The organism is Flavobacterium azizsancarii, from assembly GCF_027980145.1.
Lineage (GTDB): Bacteria > Bacteroidota > Bacteroidia > Flavobacteriales > Flavobacteriaceae > Flavobacterium > Flavobacterium azizsancarii.
This window is the reverse complement of sequence record NZ_JAMZNK010000005.1, coordinates 37,199-54,885: the sequence shown is the minus strand read 5'-3', so window position 1 is coordinate 54,885 and position 17,687 is coordinate 37,199. Positions and strand designations below refer to the sequence as shown.

Here is a 17,687-nt window from a genome sequence, read left to right as displayed (position 1 = left end):
AGAACGCTGTTTCATCACGTTATGAAATCAAAGCTTAATTACTATCTGGCTCTGTAACAGTGTTTGCATATCGTTAACAAAATAATATCGGGTCAAAATACATTTAATCTGCGCAAACTGTGGCTAAACTTTACTATGACTATTCTCTTTAAAAAAAATAATGCTAATTTTGCGCTATGATTCGAATAACGTTAATTGGTTCCGGGAATGTTGCCCAACATTTGATAAAAACTTTCACTAAAAGTGAACTTGTTGAAATTGTACAGGTATTTTCGAGAAAGAAGGAAACACTGGCTTCCCTGATAGAATTCGATAAAATTGTAAACGATTTTGAAGATCTAAAAGAGGCTGATTTATACATTATTGCTGTTTCTGATAAAGCTATTGCAGACGTTTCGAAACAATTACCTTTTCAAAACCGAATTGTCGTCCATACTTCGGGTGCGGCTTCGCTTGATGTTTTGGATTCAAAAAACAGGAAAGGTGTTTTTTATCCACTTCAGACATTTTCTAAAAGTAAAGAAATTGATTTCTCAACAGTTCCGCTTTGTTTAGAGGCTGAAAACACTTTTGATTTTCGCGTTTTAGAAACTGTTGCAAAAAGTATTTCGAATGCTGTTTTTGCAATTAATTCAGATCAGAGAAAAGCGTTGCACGTTGCGGCGGTTTTTGTCAATAATTTCACGAATCATTTATATCAAATAGGACAGGAAATTTGTGAAGAACATCAGGTTCCGTTTGAAGTTTTGAAACCTTTAATTAAGGAAACTGCAGAGAAAATAAATACACTCGATCCCGTTGATGCTCAAACAGGACCTGCAAAACGTCATGATTCTAATACAATAGAAGCGCATTTGGAGTATTTAACCAAAGAAAATCAAAAAAATATTTATAAAATACTAACACAATCTATACAAGATAATGGCAAAACATTTTAAAGAGATAATGAACGACATCACAACTTTTGTTTTTGATGTTGATGGCGTACTTACAGACAGTTCGGTTTTTGTAACCAACGAAGGAGAAATGCTTCGTACCATGAATATTCGTGATGGTTATGCGATGAAAGCAGCTGTTGAAAGTGGTTTTAACGTATGTATTATTTCCGGAGGAAGCAATGAAGGTGTGCGTGTTAGATTAAAAAACTTAGGAATTACAGACATTCATTTAGGAACTCCTGACAAAGTAAAAACCTTTAAGGAATACACTGATTTATATAACATTAAACCTGAGCAGGTTTTGTATATGGGCGACGATATTCCTGATTTTCATGTAATGAAATTAGTAGGATTGCCAACTTGTCCGCAAGATGCAAGTCCTGAAATCAAGAACATTTGCCGTTATGTATCTCACGTAAAAGGTGGCAGAGGTGCCGCGCGTGACGTAATTGAACAAGTCATGAAAGTACAAGGAAAATGGATGGAATATTTTAACGGGCAGCACGATTAAGTTAATATTGTTTCGGGTTTCAGGTTTGAAATTACACAAACTGTTTGTGGATCAGTAAAACCTTAAGCGAAGAAAACCTAAAAAAAACTTTGTAACTCTGCCTCTTTTAACCTTTTTTATCTTTTAAAAAAAAACTTAGTCCATTACCAACTTAGCCACCCAGAACCTCAAAAAAAATGAAATTCCTAAAACTCATTCGATATAGAAACTTAATACTGCTTGCTTTTATGCAGGCATTATTTCGTTATGCATTTTTAAAAGAGCAAAATATACCTCTTGCTTTAAACGACTGGCAATTCGGATTATTGATTTTGAGTACGGTTTTACTGGCGGCAGCGGGTTATGTTATTAATAGTATTTATTGTGTTGCAGCTGATACGATCAATAAACCCGAAGATGTAGTAATTAACAAAGGTATTTCTGAAACGGCAGCTTATAATATTTACATAGGACTTAATATTACTGGTGTTGCCATTGGTTTTATTTTATCGAACATTATCATGAAGCCCAGCTTCGCTTCTCTTTTTATTCTAATTGCTTCTCTTCTTTATTTTTATGCTACTACCCTAAAGCAAATCATGATTTTAGGTAATTTTGTAGTGGCATTATTGCTTGCATTGAGTATTCTTATCATTGGTGTTTTTGATATTTTTCCGGTAATTAATCATGAAAATCAGGCACAAATGGCAAGTTTATTTTCCATCTTAACTGATTATGCGATATTTGCTTTTCTGATTAATTTTCTTCGCGAAATTATTAAAGATATAGAAGATGTAAATGGCGATTATAATCAAGGAATGAATACGTTGCCAATTGCAATAGGAATTAGCAGAACATCAAAAATTGCTATTGGTCTTGCTGTTATTCCGTTTCTTTTATGTTTGCTTTATATCAATAAATATTTCGTTCAGAACAAGCTTAATATTGCTACATTTTATGCCTTTGCTTTTGTTTTGGCACCACTTTTATATTTTATTGTAAAAATATTTTCAGCAAAATCTAAAAACGATTTTCATCATTTGAGTACCATCCTCAAACTGATTTTGTTTTTCGGAATCTTAACTATTTTAATTGTCCCCCTAAACATCAAGTACAATGCTTAAAGAAAAACTAAAACAATATACCTTAATTCTTGCTTCAGGATCACCTCGCAGACAGCAGTTTTTTAAAGACCTTGATCTTGATTTCGAAATTAGATTAAAAGAAATAGAAGAAATATATCCGCCGGAACTGGAAGCGGTTGAAATAACGGATTATTTAGCAGCGCTAAAAGCCAGTGCTTTTGATGGGGAATTAAAAGAAAATGAAATTTTAATAACCAGCGATACAATTGTCTGGCATCAAAACAAGGCTTTAGGTAAACCAAAAAGTCCCGAAGAAGCTTTTGAAATGATCAAATCTATGTCTGGTGCCACACATGAAGTTTTTACCTCAGTATGCTTTAGAACAAGCTTTACTTCGACTGTTATCAATGACGTTACTAAAGTTACTTTTAATGATTTATCAGACGAATCTATTTTATATTACATAGAAAACTACAAACCTTATGATAAAGCCGGTGCTTATGGTATTCAGGAATGGTTTGGTTTTATGGCAGTTGCAAAAGTCGAAGGCTCTTATACAAATGTTATGGGCTTGCCAACAGCTAAAGTTTACGAATATTTGAGTACTTTAGTTTAAAAAAAATATTTATGTTTTCCTTAAAAGAATATAGTCACGAAATATTAACTACGATAGTGCTACTTTTTGCTTTAGCGGCATTAAGAGTCATTATCGCAAAATTAATTCGTCGTTACGCCAGTACAAGCCAATTATTAGAGCATCGAACAAATCTCGTTATCAAGTATATTCATATCCTGATGAACATATTGGTAACGATTAGCCTGATTGTAATTTGGGGAGTCGAAACAAAAGATATCTTTATAACAGTTTCTTCTATTGCAACCGTAATTGGAGTCGCAATGTTTGCACAATGGTCGATTTTAAGCAATATTACTTCAGGAATGATTTTGTTTTTTTCTTTTCCTTTTAGAATTGGTGATACTATTAAAATTCATGATAAGGACTTTCCTATCGAAGCAGAAATTGAGGATATCAGTGCTTTTCACGTTAATCTAAAGACAAAAGAAGGAGAAAAAATCATTTTTCCAAACAACCTGCTGCTTCAAAAAGGTATTTCGATAATGCCAGCGCATTACGAGGACAAAGAGTTTTATGATTAAATTATAATGGGAATTTTATAAACTAATACTAAAAAGCTAAAACGATATTTTTTAAATAAAATATAATATTTGTTTTACCAATTACTAGTTTATTAAATCACCCAACAAAATGATTCATTCCATAAAATTACCATTTTATGCTAAACTTGCCTTAGTTTTAGTTAGCTTAATCAGTTTCGCTTTTATTTTTTGTATCGGAAAAGATATTATTACCCCCGTGCTAATGGCATTTTTATTTGCTGTATTATTAGTACCGATTTTTACTTTTTTGCATACCAGATTAAAATTTCCAAGACATCTTGCAGCTGCTTGCTGTATCTTGATTTTTGCCCTTTTTATTATTGGCATATTAGTTTTTATATCCTATCAGGTAAGCGATATTGCAAACGATTTTGAAACAATAAAGAAAAATGCCAATTCTTTTATAACAGACATCCATAATTTTATAAAAGATAAATTTCATGTCAGCATCGGGGAACAGAAAAAATATCTTGATACCGTAACCAAAGATTCCGTACAGAACGGAAAAGCCACAATTGGCTCTGCAATATTATCTATCAGCGATCTGCTTTTAGATTGCACTATTATCCCAATTTATACTTTCTTATTCCTTTTATATAAAGATCATTTTATATTATTTCTGGCTAAACTGATTAATAAAGAAGATCATTCTGCTTTAAAAGATATTTTATCTCAGATAAAAGTTTCAATCAACAATTATATTCTAAGTTTAATTTTTGAAATGATCGTAGTTTCCATTTTAACCGGTTTAGGACTTTGGATTATTGGCGTAAAATACTTTGTTTTATTAGGGTTGATTACCGGAATCCTGAATATGATTCCGTACATTGGTATTTTAATTGCAGGAATCATTACAGTCATGGCTTCTCTTACAGGAACTCCGGAATCATCTATTATCCTGGGTATTCTAATTGTAAATATTATTGTTCAGTTTATAGATAATAATATCCTTGTACCATTAATTATAAATTCTAAAGTAGAAATTAATGCTTTTGTTTCTATTATGGGAATTATCGTTGGAGGAGCGGCTGCCGGAATTTCGGGAATGTTTTTAGCCATTCCGCTTTTAGCCATTCTAAAAATTATATTTGACAGAATTGAATCTTTAGAGCCTTGGGGGTATCTTATGGGTAATCATATGCCTAAAAGATTTACATGGAGAATCCGAAAACTAAAAGCTGAAAACTAAATAGTGGTTAAATATTAAAAATAATCCGACAAATTTCTTATATTCATATCAAAATCAACTTTTAAGCCATCATCAATTATCTAATGTCTGTAAACAAAAAAATAGTAGTTTTCATTTTATTATGCTTCTGCTTACCAAATGCCTATGCCCAGACAGATAAGGTAAGAGATGCTCATGATAAAAAAGACAGTATTCAAGTATATAACAAGATTAAGAATTATTCTAAAAAAAATAAATTCACACAAACTCTGCATAAATTATTTTTTCGCGGAAGCAAAACCAGAAAAAAAGAAATCCTGGTACAAAATGACACTACAGATTTTAGCGGAAAAATTATTCGTAATATCAATATTGTAACCCTGGACCCCTTTGGACATTCTGTTAATGACACCACTCAAATGCCGAGAAACTGGGGAGAAAGAACAGGAAACAGGTTACACTTAAAAACAAAAAAGATTGCAATACTTAATTTGTTATTGTTTAAAAGAAATGCTGTTTACGACACATATAAAGTACAGGAATCTGAACGTTTAATTCGTTCTCAGAAATATGTAACAGCAGTGAGAATAACCAATAAAGTTGTTGGTGTAGCCTCAGATTCTGTCGACGTGACCATTCGGGTTTTAGATTCATGGAGTACTATTCCTAAATTTTCAATTTCCAGTAATCAGGTTTCTCTGGGGGTAAAAGAAAAAGACTTCTTTGGTTCAGGCCAGCAACTAGAATATCAATTTACGAATAGGTTTGATGATGGACGAAATGCTAATGAAGTTACCTATACTATACCTAATATCAAGAATACTTATATTGCAACTACTTTATTTTATAAAATGGATCTCGACAATAATTATACTAAAAGTATAAACGTCGAACGCCTTTTTTACTCTCCTTTAACCAAATGGGCTGGTGGTGTATATGTAGGTCAGAATTTTAGGAGAGATACTTTGCAGGCGCCGGATATGTCTTATGCGTATCAGCCTTTCAAAAACAACTTTCAGGATTTATGGGCAGGACATGCTTCAAAAGTATTTGAAGATGAAAGCGGTATAACAAATTTAGTAGCAAGCGCACGTTTTCTGAATATAAATTATAGTGAATCTCCATCTGATCTCTACGACCCTACGCGATTCTACTCTGACGAGAAATTTATCTTGTCCGGAATTGGACTTAACAGGCGTAAATTTATCAAAGACAGCTACATTTTTAGAAACGGACAAACTGAAGATGTACCTATTGGACGCATTTACGGAATTACATTAGGATATCAATATAAAAATACGTTTTGGCGGCCTTATGTTGGTGCACAATTCTCTTTTGGAAATTACTATCGATTAGGTTTTTTGAGTATGAATTTTGAAGCCGGAACATTTTTCCATCAGGGTAAAACTTATCAGACGGCATTTTCGATGGAAACCAATTATTTTACAAAACTTTACAGCATAGGAACATGGAAACTAAGACAGTTCGTGAACCCACAAGTTGTTATTGGTATAAATCGTGAAGATATTATTGGTGATCAACTGAATATAAATAATCAGAATGGTTTGGCAGGTTTTAATAGTGCTGTTTACGGTACCAATAAAATGCTTTTATCACTACAAACACAAACATACTCACCTCATGCCCTTTGGGGATTTCGTATGAATCCGTTTTTTAATTATGCAGTAGCAGTATTAGGAGCTCCAAAGAATGCGATGGGAAGAAACAAAGCATATCAAAAAGTGACTTTAGGCTTATTGATCAGTAATGACTATTTAGTATTCAGTTCATTTCAACTTTCAATTTCATATTATCCCACAATCCCTTATCAGGGAGACAATGTATTTAAAACAAATACTTTTGAAACTACTGATTTTGGTTTACAAAGTTTTGAGTTGGCAAAACCAAGAACTGTCGAATATAAATAATAAAAAAATACGATTCTTAACCAAATCTTAAGACGACAGAATCTTTTAAAAATCAAAACTTTACAATACAACCAGCAATATTCAATCGTTAAAATGCATACTTTCTCCGACGAAATACACTGAGTTTTCATTTTTTGGCACAGTATATGAATATTCATAAACAGAATAACATTAATATTAAAACTAAACAAAATGAAAACAATAAAAATAGCAATTGCGGGATTATTCCTTTTGGTTGCAAGTACCACACAAGCTCAGGTATCAATAAATGTTAACATAGGATCACCGCCTGCCTGGGGACCTGCAGGATATGCTCAAATGGAATATTATTACTTGCCGGATATCGAAGCTTATTATGATGTTAGAGCTTCTCAGTTTATTTATTTTGGAGGAGGAAGATGGGTAAGAGCGAGTCGCCTGCCAAGACAATACAGTAATTATGATTTGTACGGAGGTTATAAAGTAGTTCTTAACGATTACCACGGAAGAACACCATATACATACTTCGATCGTCACAAAGTAAGATATTATAAAGGATATCACGGAGCTCCTCAAAGACCCTACAGACCAAGAGAAGTTTATGGTTACAACGATCGTCGTAATGATCACAGAGATTATAAGCATTATGATAACAAACACTACGACAAACACGACAAACACGATAAACACGACAGACGTGATGATGATCACAGACATGGTTCAGGAAGAAGATAATCAATATCTAAATAAATTTTCGACACAAAAAGAGTATCAAATAAATTGATGCTCTTTTTTTTTGAATCAAATTTTCTTAAAAAAGAAAATCAATAACCAAACATTAACATTTCATTTAAATACGGTTCAAAGATATAATTAGTATTTTTGAAGCAGTTTCAAAACACTAAAAGACATTATGCGAAAAATCCAGATACGAATTCTTCTTGTTTTTTTAACAGGGATTTCCCTTTCTTTTGCACAACAACCACAAAAATTAAACTCTGTCGAAATTTATAATCAAATAAAAAAATTGAACTTTTTAGGTTCCGTTTTGTATTTGGCAGCACATCCGGACGACGAAAACACCCGTTTAATTTCTTATATGGCAAATGAGATGAATGCGCGAACAGGATACTTATCCTTAACTCGTGGCGATGGAGGTCAGAATTTAATTGGTCCGCAATTACGTGAATTATTAGGGGTTATAAGAACTCAGGAGCTAATCGAAGCCCGAAAAATCGATGGTGGCGAACAGTTTTTTTCACGTGCCAATGATTTTGGTTATTCAAAAAACCCTGATGAAACTTTAGAAATCTGGGATAAAGATAAAGTACTTGCTGACGTGGTATGGACTATTAGAAAATTTCAGCCAGATGTAATCATAAATCGATTCGATCACCGCTCACCCGGAACAACACATGGACATCATACATCATCAGCGATGTTAAGTGTTGAAAGTTTCAAGCTTACAAATGACCCAAAAATATATCCTGAACAACTAAAACATGTAAAACCGTGGCAGGTAAAACGATTGTTTTTTAATCCTTCGTGGTGGTTTTACGGAAGTCAGGAAAAATTTGATGCCGCCAATAAATCAAAATTCACTAAACTGGAAACCGGTGTATATTATACAGGAATTGGAAAATCGAATCAGGAAATTGCGGCGTTAAGCCGAAGCAGACACCAATCACAAGGTTTTGGAAGCACAGGTGTTCGTGGCGAAGAAACTGAATATCTGGAACTTATAAACGGTGACAATTCTAAAGAACGTGATAATATATTCGAGGGAATTGATACTTCATGGAATCGTGTTAAAAACGGAAAACCAGTTGGCGATTTGATCACTGCTATTATTGCAAAATATGATTTTAGCAATCCATCAGCAAGCGTTCCGGATTTAGTTAAAGCCTACACTATGATCGAAGCACTAGAAGATGATCATTGGAAAACTATAAAATCAGCGGCAATAAAAAATATAATTGCATCGTGCTCAGGATTGTATTTAGAAGCAGTTGCCAGTGAGCAGGAAGCAACGCCGGGAAGTGCGATAAGATTAAGCCTCGAAGCGATTAACAGATCTTCTGTAGAAATGCAATTGATGAGCGTTACTTCATTACCGGATAATAAAAGTACGATTCAGAATATTCAATTAAAAAATAACGACGATCAGAAAATAAACTTACAAATTCAGCTTCCAGACAATATTGAATACACACAACCTTACTGGCTTAAAGAAAAGGCAAGTGTTGGAATGTACACGGTTTCTAATCAGGAAAACATAGGTATTCCGGACATTATCAGACAGGTAAAAGTCGTTTTTAATATTAAAATAAATAGTATTGAAATTCCGTTTGAACGCACTGTTGTATATAAATATAATGATGGCGTAAAAGGCGAAATGTATAACTTTCTGGATATTGTTCCCGAAGTTACGACTTCGATACTGGAAAAAGTGCTGATTTTTGGAAGTACCGCCAGTAAAATGATCCCTGTAAAAGTACGAGCAGGAAAAGATGGCATCAAGGGAAACTTACAATTAGAATTGCCTAAAAGCTGGAATATTTCTCCAAAAGAAATCCCTTTTACTTTAGATAAAAAAGGAAACGAGCAAATCTTTTATTTTGAAGTTACCCCGCCCGTAAATCCGGAAGAAGCAATTGCTAAAAGTGTTGCAATTGTTGATAATAAACGTTTTGATAAAGATCAGACTATTATTGATTATAGTCATATTACCAAACAAATGGTTTTAAAACCGGCTGAATCAAAATGCATTCGAATTGACTTAAAAACAAACGGCGATGCGATAGCTTATATTATGGGAGCCGGTGATGAAGTACCTGAAAGTTTAGCTCAAATGGGATATAAAGTGAGCATAATAAAACCGGAAGAAATCACACCGGAAAAACTGGATTCATTTAATGTTGTAATCACCGGAGTTCGTGCTTATAATACCGTAAATGCTTTAGCTAACAAACAAAATATCCTTTTCAATTTTGTAAAAAGCGGTAAAAATATGATCGTACAGTACAATACTTATGGAAAAACTGTAACAGATCAGATTGCGCCATATCCTTTAAAAATATCAAATGACCGTGTGACTGAGGAAAATGCCAAAGTAACTTTTCTGGCGCCCAATCATCCTGTATTAAATACGCCAAATAAAATCAGTTCTAAAGATTTTGAAGGCTGGACACAAGAGCAGGGTTTATATTATCCTAATCAATACGATCCCGCCTTTACTCCTATTTTATCGTCTCACGACAAAGGCGAATCGCCTAAAGATGGCGCCTTATTGGTGGCACCGTACGGAAAAGGATATTATATTTACACAGGATTAAGCTTTTTTAGAGAATTACCTGAAGGTGTGGCCGGTGCATATCGATTATTATCGAATATGATTTCGTTAAAACAGCCAGTAGAAGCTCCAAAACAAGAATTAAAGCAATAAAACATTCAAAAATGGAAGCTAAAAAAACAAAAAAATGGAAGAAAAGCTACACCTATGTTTTGGTAGCGAATGCAATTTACATTCTTATTTTTTTCTTAATCATGCAATTATACTCATAACCTATGCAACTATTTGACTGGATCGTACTTATTGTTACACTTTTATTTATTGTTGGTTATGGATCCTGGAAAACCAAAGGAAGTAAAAATGTAGAGGATTTTATTCTGGGCAATAACGAAACACCCTGGTATACAGTAGGACTTTCTGTAATGGCGACGCAAGCCAGCGCTATTACGTTTTTATCTACTCCGGGACAAGCGTATCATGACGGAATGGGTTTTATACAATTCTATTTTGGGTTGCCAATTGCTATGATTGTTATTTGTGTAACCTTTATTCCGTTATATCATAAGAACAAAGTATTTACCGCTTATGAGTTTTTAGAGAAACGATTCGATTTAAAAACCCGTTCACTTGCTGCTATTCTGTTTTTAGTTCAAAGAGGTTTAGGAACAGGTCTTACCATTTATGCACCAGCCATTATTTTGTCAGCTCTTTTGGGGTGGAATTTAACATTGATGAACATCATGATTGGTGTTCTCGTAATTATTTATACTTTTTCAGGAGGGACAAAAGCGGTAAACGTAACACAGAAACAACAAATGTTCGTGATTATGTCCGGGATGTTTATTACGTTTTTCCTGATTTTGCATTATTTGCCAAACGACATGACTTTTACAAGTGCATTGCATATTGCAGGTGCAAATGATAAAATGAATATCGTAGATTTCTCGTTTAATCCTGAGGAAAAATATACTTTCTGGAGCGGAATAACAGGTGGTTTTTTTCTGGCTCTTGCCTATTTTGGAACTGATCAGTCACAGGTAGGACGTTACTTGTCTGGAAAATCGGTTCGCGAAAGTCAAATGGGATTGATTATGAATGGTCTTTTAAAAGTACCAATGCAATTTTTTATTCTGCTGACAGGAGTTATGGTTTTTGTGTTTTTTCAATTCAATCCCGTTCCTTTAAATTTTAATCCGAATAATAAAATTGTAATCGAAAAATCAGCATATAAAGAGGAATATCATGGTTTAGAGAAAAAATTAAGCACACTTTCTGAAGATAAAAAAGTAATTAATTTATTGTACATCGATCAGTTGAATCAGGATTTTGACAATCCAATTTTGCGAAAGGAATTAGTGACTATATCCAATAAAGAAAAAGACCTCAGGGATCGTGCCAAAGAAATCATCTTGAGAGCAGACCCAAATAGTGAAACCAATGATAAAGACTATGTGTTTTTTCACTTTATCCTGCATTATTTACCTAAAGGTCTTATCGGTTTATTACTAGCTGTAATTCTTTCAGCAGCAATGTCGTCAACGGCCTCAGGATTAAATGCTTTGGCATCTACAACGGCAATTGATATTTATAAACGTAATCTGAAAACCGAAAAATCGGATAAGCATTATTTATATGCAACAAAGTTCTTCACTTTATTCTGGGGAATTGTAGCGATACTTTTTGCCTGCGTTGGTACTTTGTTTGAGAATTTAATTCAATTGGTAAATATCATTGGTTCTATTTTCTACGGAACTGTTTTAGGAATCTTTTTAGTTGGATTTTATTTAAACAGAGTAAAAGCAAAAGCAATGTTTATTAGTGCTATTATCAGTCAAATTACTATATTCATCATTTACTATTTTATGATCGCAATTTACCCAAGTGGTCAGGAAAAGTTAGGCTATTTATGGCTGAATTTTATTGGAGCAATGTTGACGATAATATTATCTCTTGTGCTTCAGTTTCTGTTTTTCAGAAAAGAACCCGATAATGAGGAAGTGGTTTTGGAATAAGAAATTTTTTATTGAATTATGATCGAAAAATTTCTTTCCCTACTATTACTAATTTTATGCTCTCAGGTAAAAAGTCAAAATGCTACTGCTCAGAGTCGCGAAATTGAAGACAATTCGATCTCATATCAACTTTTTACAAAATGTTTTGATAATTTGAATCAGGGTTCTGAGATTTTAGAGAAGTATCCTGCTCTTAAAGATGCAAAACTTTGTTCTCTTTTGTATTGCATGCATCTTTTAGCATATCCTGAGAAAGATATACAATTTGCAGCTGAAAATAGACTAATAGGAATTGCAACACAACTTTATAATGAAAATACTCCCGCTATATTGATTATGGGTTTGGATAGTTCCAGAACTGCTAAGGAGAGAAATAAAAATCTGGAGGACGATAACAATATTGTTTACATCAGTTACGGAGAATGTACAAATCCGGCGTTTTTAAGAGAAGGTGCTGACATTGTAAACAAGCAGACAATGCAATTGATTAATAAAAACTCTCTTAGATAAATTTTCTTTTAAAAAGAGATTCCCTAGCCCAGATAGAAGCGGTATCCTTTTTCTTGCTCCTTTAGCAAGGAAAAGATACAAGTGAATAGCTGGAAATTGCTCCCGAAAATTATAATCCTAAAATACCATACTCTGTTTATTGACGTTCAACATATCTTCGCTAAACTTTAAAACTTTACCAAAGATTGTAAAAGCTAAAACATTTTGATTCTACCCCAAAAATTATATCTTTGAGAAACTAAGTATTTACAAATTAGCAAAAACACATCACTATGAAGGACCTGAAGAGATATAGCAATAAAACTAAGGCCGCTTTTATTTTACTTATTGTGATGCTGATCATTTTGCTGGGGAATTTTAATACACTGCAAAATTCAAAAAACGTAAACAAAAATATTAATGAAATTTATAACGACCGATTGGTTGTAGCGCACTATATTTTTCAATATTCAAAAGAGCTTCATTTCATAAAAGCCGAAGCGGAAAAACTCGATTTAAGCGATAATATCAAAAAGGACGAGATCATTCATACTTTGAGTATTATTCATAATATTGATGATTTATACGCAAAGACTGTACTGACCAATAAAGAAAAACAATATTTCGATATTCTCTTAAGTACGTGTAAAGAAATTGACAAACAAGTGGTTAACAAAGACTGGAGCAAGATTGCCAACCTAAGTCATTATGCTTTAACGACTTTAGAATCTTTATCGCAAATCCAGATCCAGGAAGGAAAGGCAAAATTGGCAAGCGCTAATGCTATGTATAGTAAAAATAACAGTCTGGGTCAATTGCAAATTGCGTTGCTTATAATTTTGGGCGGAATCACTTTTTATCTGTTAATCGTAAAAAAAATTAAGAGAAGTATCAAAATTCCGGAGCCGCCAAGTATGAACTAATTCACTTTTTTCGGTTTTGTATCTTCTCCCTTAATTACAAGATCGTTTATACTGGAAAATCACCAAAAAAAAATCCAAATTCCAAACTTCAACAAGTTTAGAATTTGGATTTTTAATATTTAGATTTTAATAATTCAAAGAATTATTATCTGCTCCATTCAGCAATACTGTCTTTATTCAATTTTACGTAATCCTGATTATTAGCAGCTTCAGCAGCAGCAAGAGAAGCTTTTGCAGTTTCAACAGCTCCTTTTTTATCACCTTGTTTTGCCTGGATCTGTGCTTTTAATCTTAGTATAAAGTATGGTTTCTCAGTACTCATATCTAATGATTTATCTACGTAAGTTCTGGCTGTTTCGATGTTTCCATTAGATTGAAACAAATATGTCGCTGCAGCAAAATAGTCGTTAGATGTTGGTCCTGCTAATGTTTTTTCGATACTTGCCGTTGCAATTTTTGCAGTAGGAACTTCAAATTTTAAGGCTACATGAGAGTTTTCCCAAGCCATGTCCAGATATCCAAAGTTTGGATCTAAACCATTAATTCCAATCGTAAAAGTCTCAAGAGGTGTTGATAAAGCATCTTCTTTTACCGTAGTTCTCAAAGCTACATACGAATCGCTCCAATTTTCAGGCAATCCCCAGTTGTCAGTAGAAAGGTAAAAAATCACTTCCCAGCTTTCTATTTTCGGAATTGTATAAATTGCATATTTTCCTTTCTTCAATGTTTTGCCATCGATCACAACATCATCACTAAAATTAATGATTGTGTTTTCGTTAGCTCCGGTTCTCCATAATTTACCAAACGGAACTAAATTTCCAAATACCGCTCTACCTCTGGCGCCTGGTCTGGAATATGTAACTTCGACATCAGTTAATCCTACAGTTTGCTTAATATAACCTTTCGGACTCGCTTGTGGTGTTTTTATTTGTGCTTCTGTAGCAAATGGAGCCAAAACAATGGCCAATGCAATAAGTAGTTTTTTCATGTTTGAGTATATTTTGTTTGTTCAAATTTACAACTTCAAATACTGAACAAATGTTAAATTTTCTATAATTCAGCCCTGTAACTGTGATATTTTTTGAGCATTTAACTCGTTAAAATTATTTATAATTATATCTGCCTCAGATAGATCCTGCAATTTAGAATGATGGCTGTTATAACCAACACAAAAGATACCTGCCGCTTTTGCCGCTTTTACCCCATTTGTACTGTCCTCAATGATGATACACTCTTCTTTTGGAGCTATTGATAATGAAGCGGCGTGCAAAAAAATGGCCGGATTTGGTTTTGACTGCGGAAAATCTTCCCCACTCACAATATCCGTAAAATACTGATGTAAATTGAATCTCGTAAAAACACGTTCAATGGTTACTTTTGAAGCTGATGAAGCTAAAATCAATTGTATTCCGCTCGCATATAAATCTTTAATAAGATTTTCGACACCTTCTAATAAATACAAATCTTCTTTAGTATCAAAAGCATCATTAAATATGCTTCTCTTTCTTTGTATCAGATCTTCTACCTCGTGCTGTATCGTTGGAAAAAATCCTTTTAGGGTCTGAAACGTATTACGAGTCGAAAATCCGGTAAACGAAGTATACATTTCTTCGGTTACTTCTATTTCTAATTCAGAAAATTGTTTGTAATAGGCATAACGGTGAACAGGCTCAGTGTCAACAATTACACCATCCATATCAAAAATTACTGTTTTTATCATTTTTTTTAAGTTACTAAGGTTCTGAGTTGCGAAGGCTCTAAGTTTTTTTGTTTCAGGTTTCTCCCTTGTGATATCCTTGTTAAAGTTTAAAACTTTGACAAAAATTGCCGTGTTCAGAACTTGAAACAAATAAAACCTGAAACCTAAAATAAATCTATTCTTTCTTCAACAAATATCTGATCACAGTTTCGGCAGCATACAGGCCAAATAATCCTGGCATATAACTGTTGGTTCCATAAAACGATTTTTTAAAGTTTTTCCCGTCAGTCAGTTTTAGGCTTTTTTCGTCTTGGATTTCAGAAGAGAAAACCACTTTCAATTTATTAATATTTTCTCCTTTTAATCGTTTTCTAATGGCTTTAGAAAGAAAGCAATTCATAGTTTTAGAAATATCACTCACTTTTACTTTAGACGCTAACATTTTTCCACCAGCGCCCATACTGCTAATGATTTTAACCCTTTTACGTTTTGCTCCAATGATTAAATTCAATTTTGGAGTTACACTGTCAATACAATCCAGTACATAATCAAAATCAGGTGAAATGATTTCAAAAGCTCTTTCCGGAGATAAAAATTCCTGCACGCGTGTTAGTTTCAATTCAGGATTAATATCCATCAAACGGTCTCCAACAATGGTTATTTTAGGTTGCCCAACTGTAGAATTTAGTGCCGGTAATTGTCGGTTAATATTCGTGATATCCACTACATCTCCATCTACAATAGTCATGCTCCCTACTCCTGCTCTTGCCAAAAATTCAGCAGCAAATGATCCAACTCCTCCTAATCCGACTACCAAAACATTCGAGTTTTGCAAGTTATGTAATCCCTCTTTTGTAAATAAAAGCTCGGCTCTTTCTGTCCACTCTGCCATATGTTATTTTGTTATTTTTTACTTGTTTTAAAATTTTGCTTCAAGTTAAGATTCGCCAGCTTTCAACAAACCCAACAGCTAATCTTGCTTCTTTCTTCTATTCTCTATTCTCTTTTCTTTATATTCTATTCTCTATTCTCTATATTCTCCTTCTCAAACACTTTTCTATATTTAGACTCGCCAGCTTTCAACAAACCCAACAGCTAATCTTGCTTCTTTCTTCTATTCTCTATTATCTATTCTCTTTTCTCTATATTCTCCTTCTCAAACACTTTTCTATATTTAGATTCGCCAACTTTCAACAAACCCAATAGCTAATCTTGCTTCTTTCTTCTATTCTTTATTATCTTTTCTCTATATTCTCCTTCTCAAACACTTTTCTATAATTACTTGAGATAATCTCTTGTAATTCATTAATTGTTATATTTTTATATTCTGATGCTACATTATAAACTTCGCTAATTCCTTCTTCGATCGTATCCGTTTCAAGAAAAAACCGATCGTTTGGAATATCCTGAAAAACAGTTTTTAAATCTGGTTTTTTAAGTAAATATTTCCCAAACGAAATATAAAAGCCATCTTTAATGAGTTGATTCGCAATTTGACTATTTTTAGAAAAACCATGAATAATCATCGGAACAGAGATATTCAGCTTCTTTTTAATCGCAATTACTTCCTGAAAGGCAGCGACACAATGTATTACTACAGGTTTACTATATTTTTCAGCCAAAGCTAATTGCTTTTCGAAAACTATAATTTGTTTCTCTAACGGAATTTCAATTCGTTTGTCTAAACCACATTCACCAATTGCCAGACAATTTTCAGTTTGTAATTTTTCTTCTATAATTCTCAAATCCTCATCAATTCTCTCATCTTTAATATACCACGGATGAACTCCTATGGAATAAAAAGGAATCGAAACATCAAACTCATTTGGATATTGATTTACTAATTCCAAAATATGAGCTTCATTCGTGAATTGATGTGTATGACAATTAAAAAATTCCATTAGTGAAATGTTTTTACACCTGCATTAATTGCTACACTCAAATCATTTTCTAAAGGAACTAAAGGACATGAATATTTATGATTATAAGCACAATACGGATTGTACGCCTGATTAAAATCGACTGCGATCGTATTCCCTTTCGGTATTTTCAAATCGATATATCTTCCTCCAATATAACTTTCCTTACCACTGGTTAAATCTGAGAAAGGAAGGAACAAATGATCTTTATATTCTTTCTTTTTCGAAAGCTCAATATTTCTATAGACATTCAGTTTAAGAGCAACACCATCTATCGTAAAATACAAAGTTCCGTATTTTATATATTTTGGTGTTCTCGTTCCTGTAGTTTTCATTTCAAAAACCTTTTCGTCCTTTGCCTTTTCAAATTTTGCATTCACGAAGTAGTTGGAATTTACAGGAAAAAAATCCAGCGATTTAAAAGTTTTTAAATCTTCTTCCATTAACGGACTTTCTTTAGGATCAGCATATTCTGAGTTTATCTTCTTTTGAAATTTTTCAGTTTCTTTCTGATCAAATTTATTCTGGCCAAAACAGAAATTTACAAGTAACAATACAAGAAAAGCAATAACATTTTTCATCTTCG

The 17,687-nt window shown here is 33.2% G+C and carries 17 protein-coding genes; 12 read left to right on the top strand and 5 right to left on the bottom strand.

Going from position 1 to position 17,687, the window contains the following annotated elements:
- Window positions 1–176: 176 nt before the first annotated feature.
- The 12 genes from NJT12_RS04635 to NJT12_RS04580 all read left to right on the top strand — a co-directional run bounded on the left by NJT12_RS04635 (window position 177) and on the right by NJT12_RS04580 (window position 13,483).
- Entirely contained in the window at window positions 177–938 is a 762-nt protein-coding gene (locus tag NJT12_RS04635) for a Rossmann-like and DUF2520 domain-containing protein (protein ID WP_271334735.1), read from the top strand.
- Entirely contained in the window at window positions 922–1,449 is a 528-nt protein-coding gene (locus tag NJT12_RS04630) for a KdsC family phosphatase (protein ID WP_271334734.1), read from the top strand. The genes NJT12_RS04635 and NJT12_RS04630 overlap by 17 nt, the downstream gene beginning before the upstream one ends.
- 176 nt (window positions 1,450–1,625) lie before the next feature.
- Complete coding sequence (locus NJT12_RS04625; protein ID WP_271334733.1) at window positions 1,626–2,552, top strand: geranylgeranylglycerol-phosphate geranylgeranyltransferase; 927 nt, start codon at window positions 1,626–1,628, stop codon at window positions 2,550–2,552.
- Window positions 2,545–3,129, top strand: a complete 585-nt coding sequence (locus NJT12_RS04620) for a Maf-like protein (protein WP_271334732.1) — start codon at window positions 2,545–2,547, stop codon at window positions 3,127–3,129. The genes NJT12_RS04625 and NJT12_RS04620 overlap by 8 nt, the downstream gene beginning before the upstream one ends.
- A gap of 11 nt (window positions 3,130–3,140) precedes the next feature.
- A complete protein-coding gene (locus NJT12_RS04615; RefSeq protein ID WP_271334731.1) occupies window positions 3,141–3,671 on the top strand; it encodes a mechanosensitive ion channel domain-containing protein in 531 nt (176 codons plus the stop codon).
- 109 nt (window positions 3,672–3,780) lie between these two features.
- Window positions 3,781–4,881, top strand: a complete 1,101-nt coding sequence (locus NJT12_RS04610; RefSeq protein WP_271334730.1) for an AI-2E family transporter — start codon at window positions 3,781–3,783, stop codon at window positions 4,879–4,881.
- An 83-nt stretch (window positions 4,882–4,964) separates the two neighbouring features.
- Window positions 4,965–6,788 (top strand): BamA/TamA family outer membrane protein, encoded by a 1,824-nt coding sequence (locus NJT12_RS04605; protein ID WP_271334729.1) that lies wholly within the window; start codon window positions 4,965–4,967, stop codon window positions 6,786–6,788.
- Between the two features lie 192 nt (window positions 6,789–6,980).
- Window positions 6,981–7,502 (top strand): hypothetical protein, encoded by a 522-nt coding sequence (locus NJT12_RS04600; RefSeq protein ID WP_271334728.1) that lies wholly within the window; start codon window positions 6,981–6,983, stop codon window positions 7,500–7,502.
- Between the two features lie 178 nt (window positions 7,503–7,680).
- Window positions 7,681–10,212, top strand: a complete 2,532-nt coding sequence (locus tag NJT12_RS04595; RefSeq protein WP_271334727.1) for a PIG-L family deacetylase — start codon at window positions 7,681–7,683, stop codon at window positions 10,210–10,212.
- A 122-nt stretch (window positions 10,213–10,334) separates the two neighbouring features.
- Entirely contained in the window at window positions 10,335–12,071 is a 1,737-nt protein-coding gene (locus NJT12_RS04590) for a sodium:solute symporter family protein (protein ID WP_271334726.1), read from the top strand.
- Window positions 12,072–12,089: 18 nt separating this feature from the next.
- Window positions 12,090–12,581: a hypothetical protein gene (locus NJT12_RS04585; protein WP_271334725.1), complete on the top strand. Its 492-nt coding sequence runs from the start codon at window positions 12,090–12,092 to the stop codon at window positions 12,579–12,581.
- Window positions 12,582–12,853: 272 nt separating this feature from the next.
- A complete protein-coding gene (locus NJT12_RS04580) occupies window positions 12,854–13,483 on the top strand; it encodes an MCP four helix bundle domain-containing protein (protein WP_271334724.1) in 630 nt (209 codons plus the stop codon).
- A 145-nt stretch (window positions 13,484–13,628) separates the two neighbouring features.
- On the opposite strand, the gene NJT12_RS04575 is transcribed toward NJT12_RS04580, so the two are convergent.
- The 5 genes from NJT12_RS04575 to NJT12_RS04555 form a co-directional block, all read right to left on the bottom strand.
- Entirely contained in the window at window positions 13,629–14,471 is an 843-nt protein-coding gene (locus tag NJT12_RS04575) for a DUF2911 domain-containing protein (protein ID WP_271334723.1), read from the bottom strand.
- Window positions 14,472–14,540: 69 nt separating this feature from the next.
- A complete protein-coding gene (locus NJT12_RS04570; protein ID WP_271334722.1) occupies window positions 14,541–15,203 on the bottom strand; it encodes an HAD family hydrolase in 663 nt (220 codons plus the stop codon).
- A 154-nt stretch (window positions 15,204–15,357) separates the two neighbouring features.
- Window positions 15,358–16,074, bottom strand: a complete 717-nt coding sequence (locus NJT12_RS04565; RefSeq protein ID WP_271334721.1) for a tRNA threonylcarbamoyladenosine dehydratase — start codon at window positions 16,072–16,074, stop codon at window positions 15,358–15,360.
- 343 nt (window positions 16,075–16,417) lie between these two features.
- On the bottom strand, window positions 16,418–17,083 hold the full coding sequence (locus tag NJT12_RS04560) for a TatD family hydrolase (RefSeq protein ID WP_271334720.1): 666 nt from the start codon (window positions 17,081–17,083) through the stop codon (window positions 16,418–16,420).
- Entirely contained in the window at window positions 17,083–17,682 is a 600-nt protein-coding gene (locus tag NJT12_RS04555) for a DUF1684 domain-containing protein (protein ID WP_271334719.1), read from the bottom strand. Before NJT12_RS04555 ends, NJT12_RS04560 begins: the two co-directional genes overlap by 1 nt.
- Window positions 17,683–17,687 lie beyond the last annotated feature (5 nt).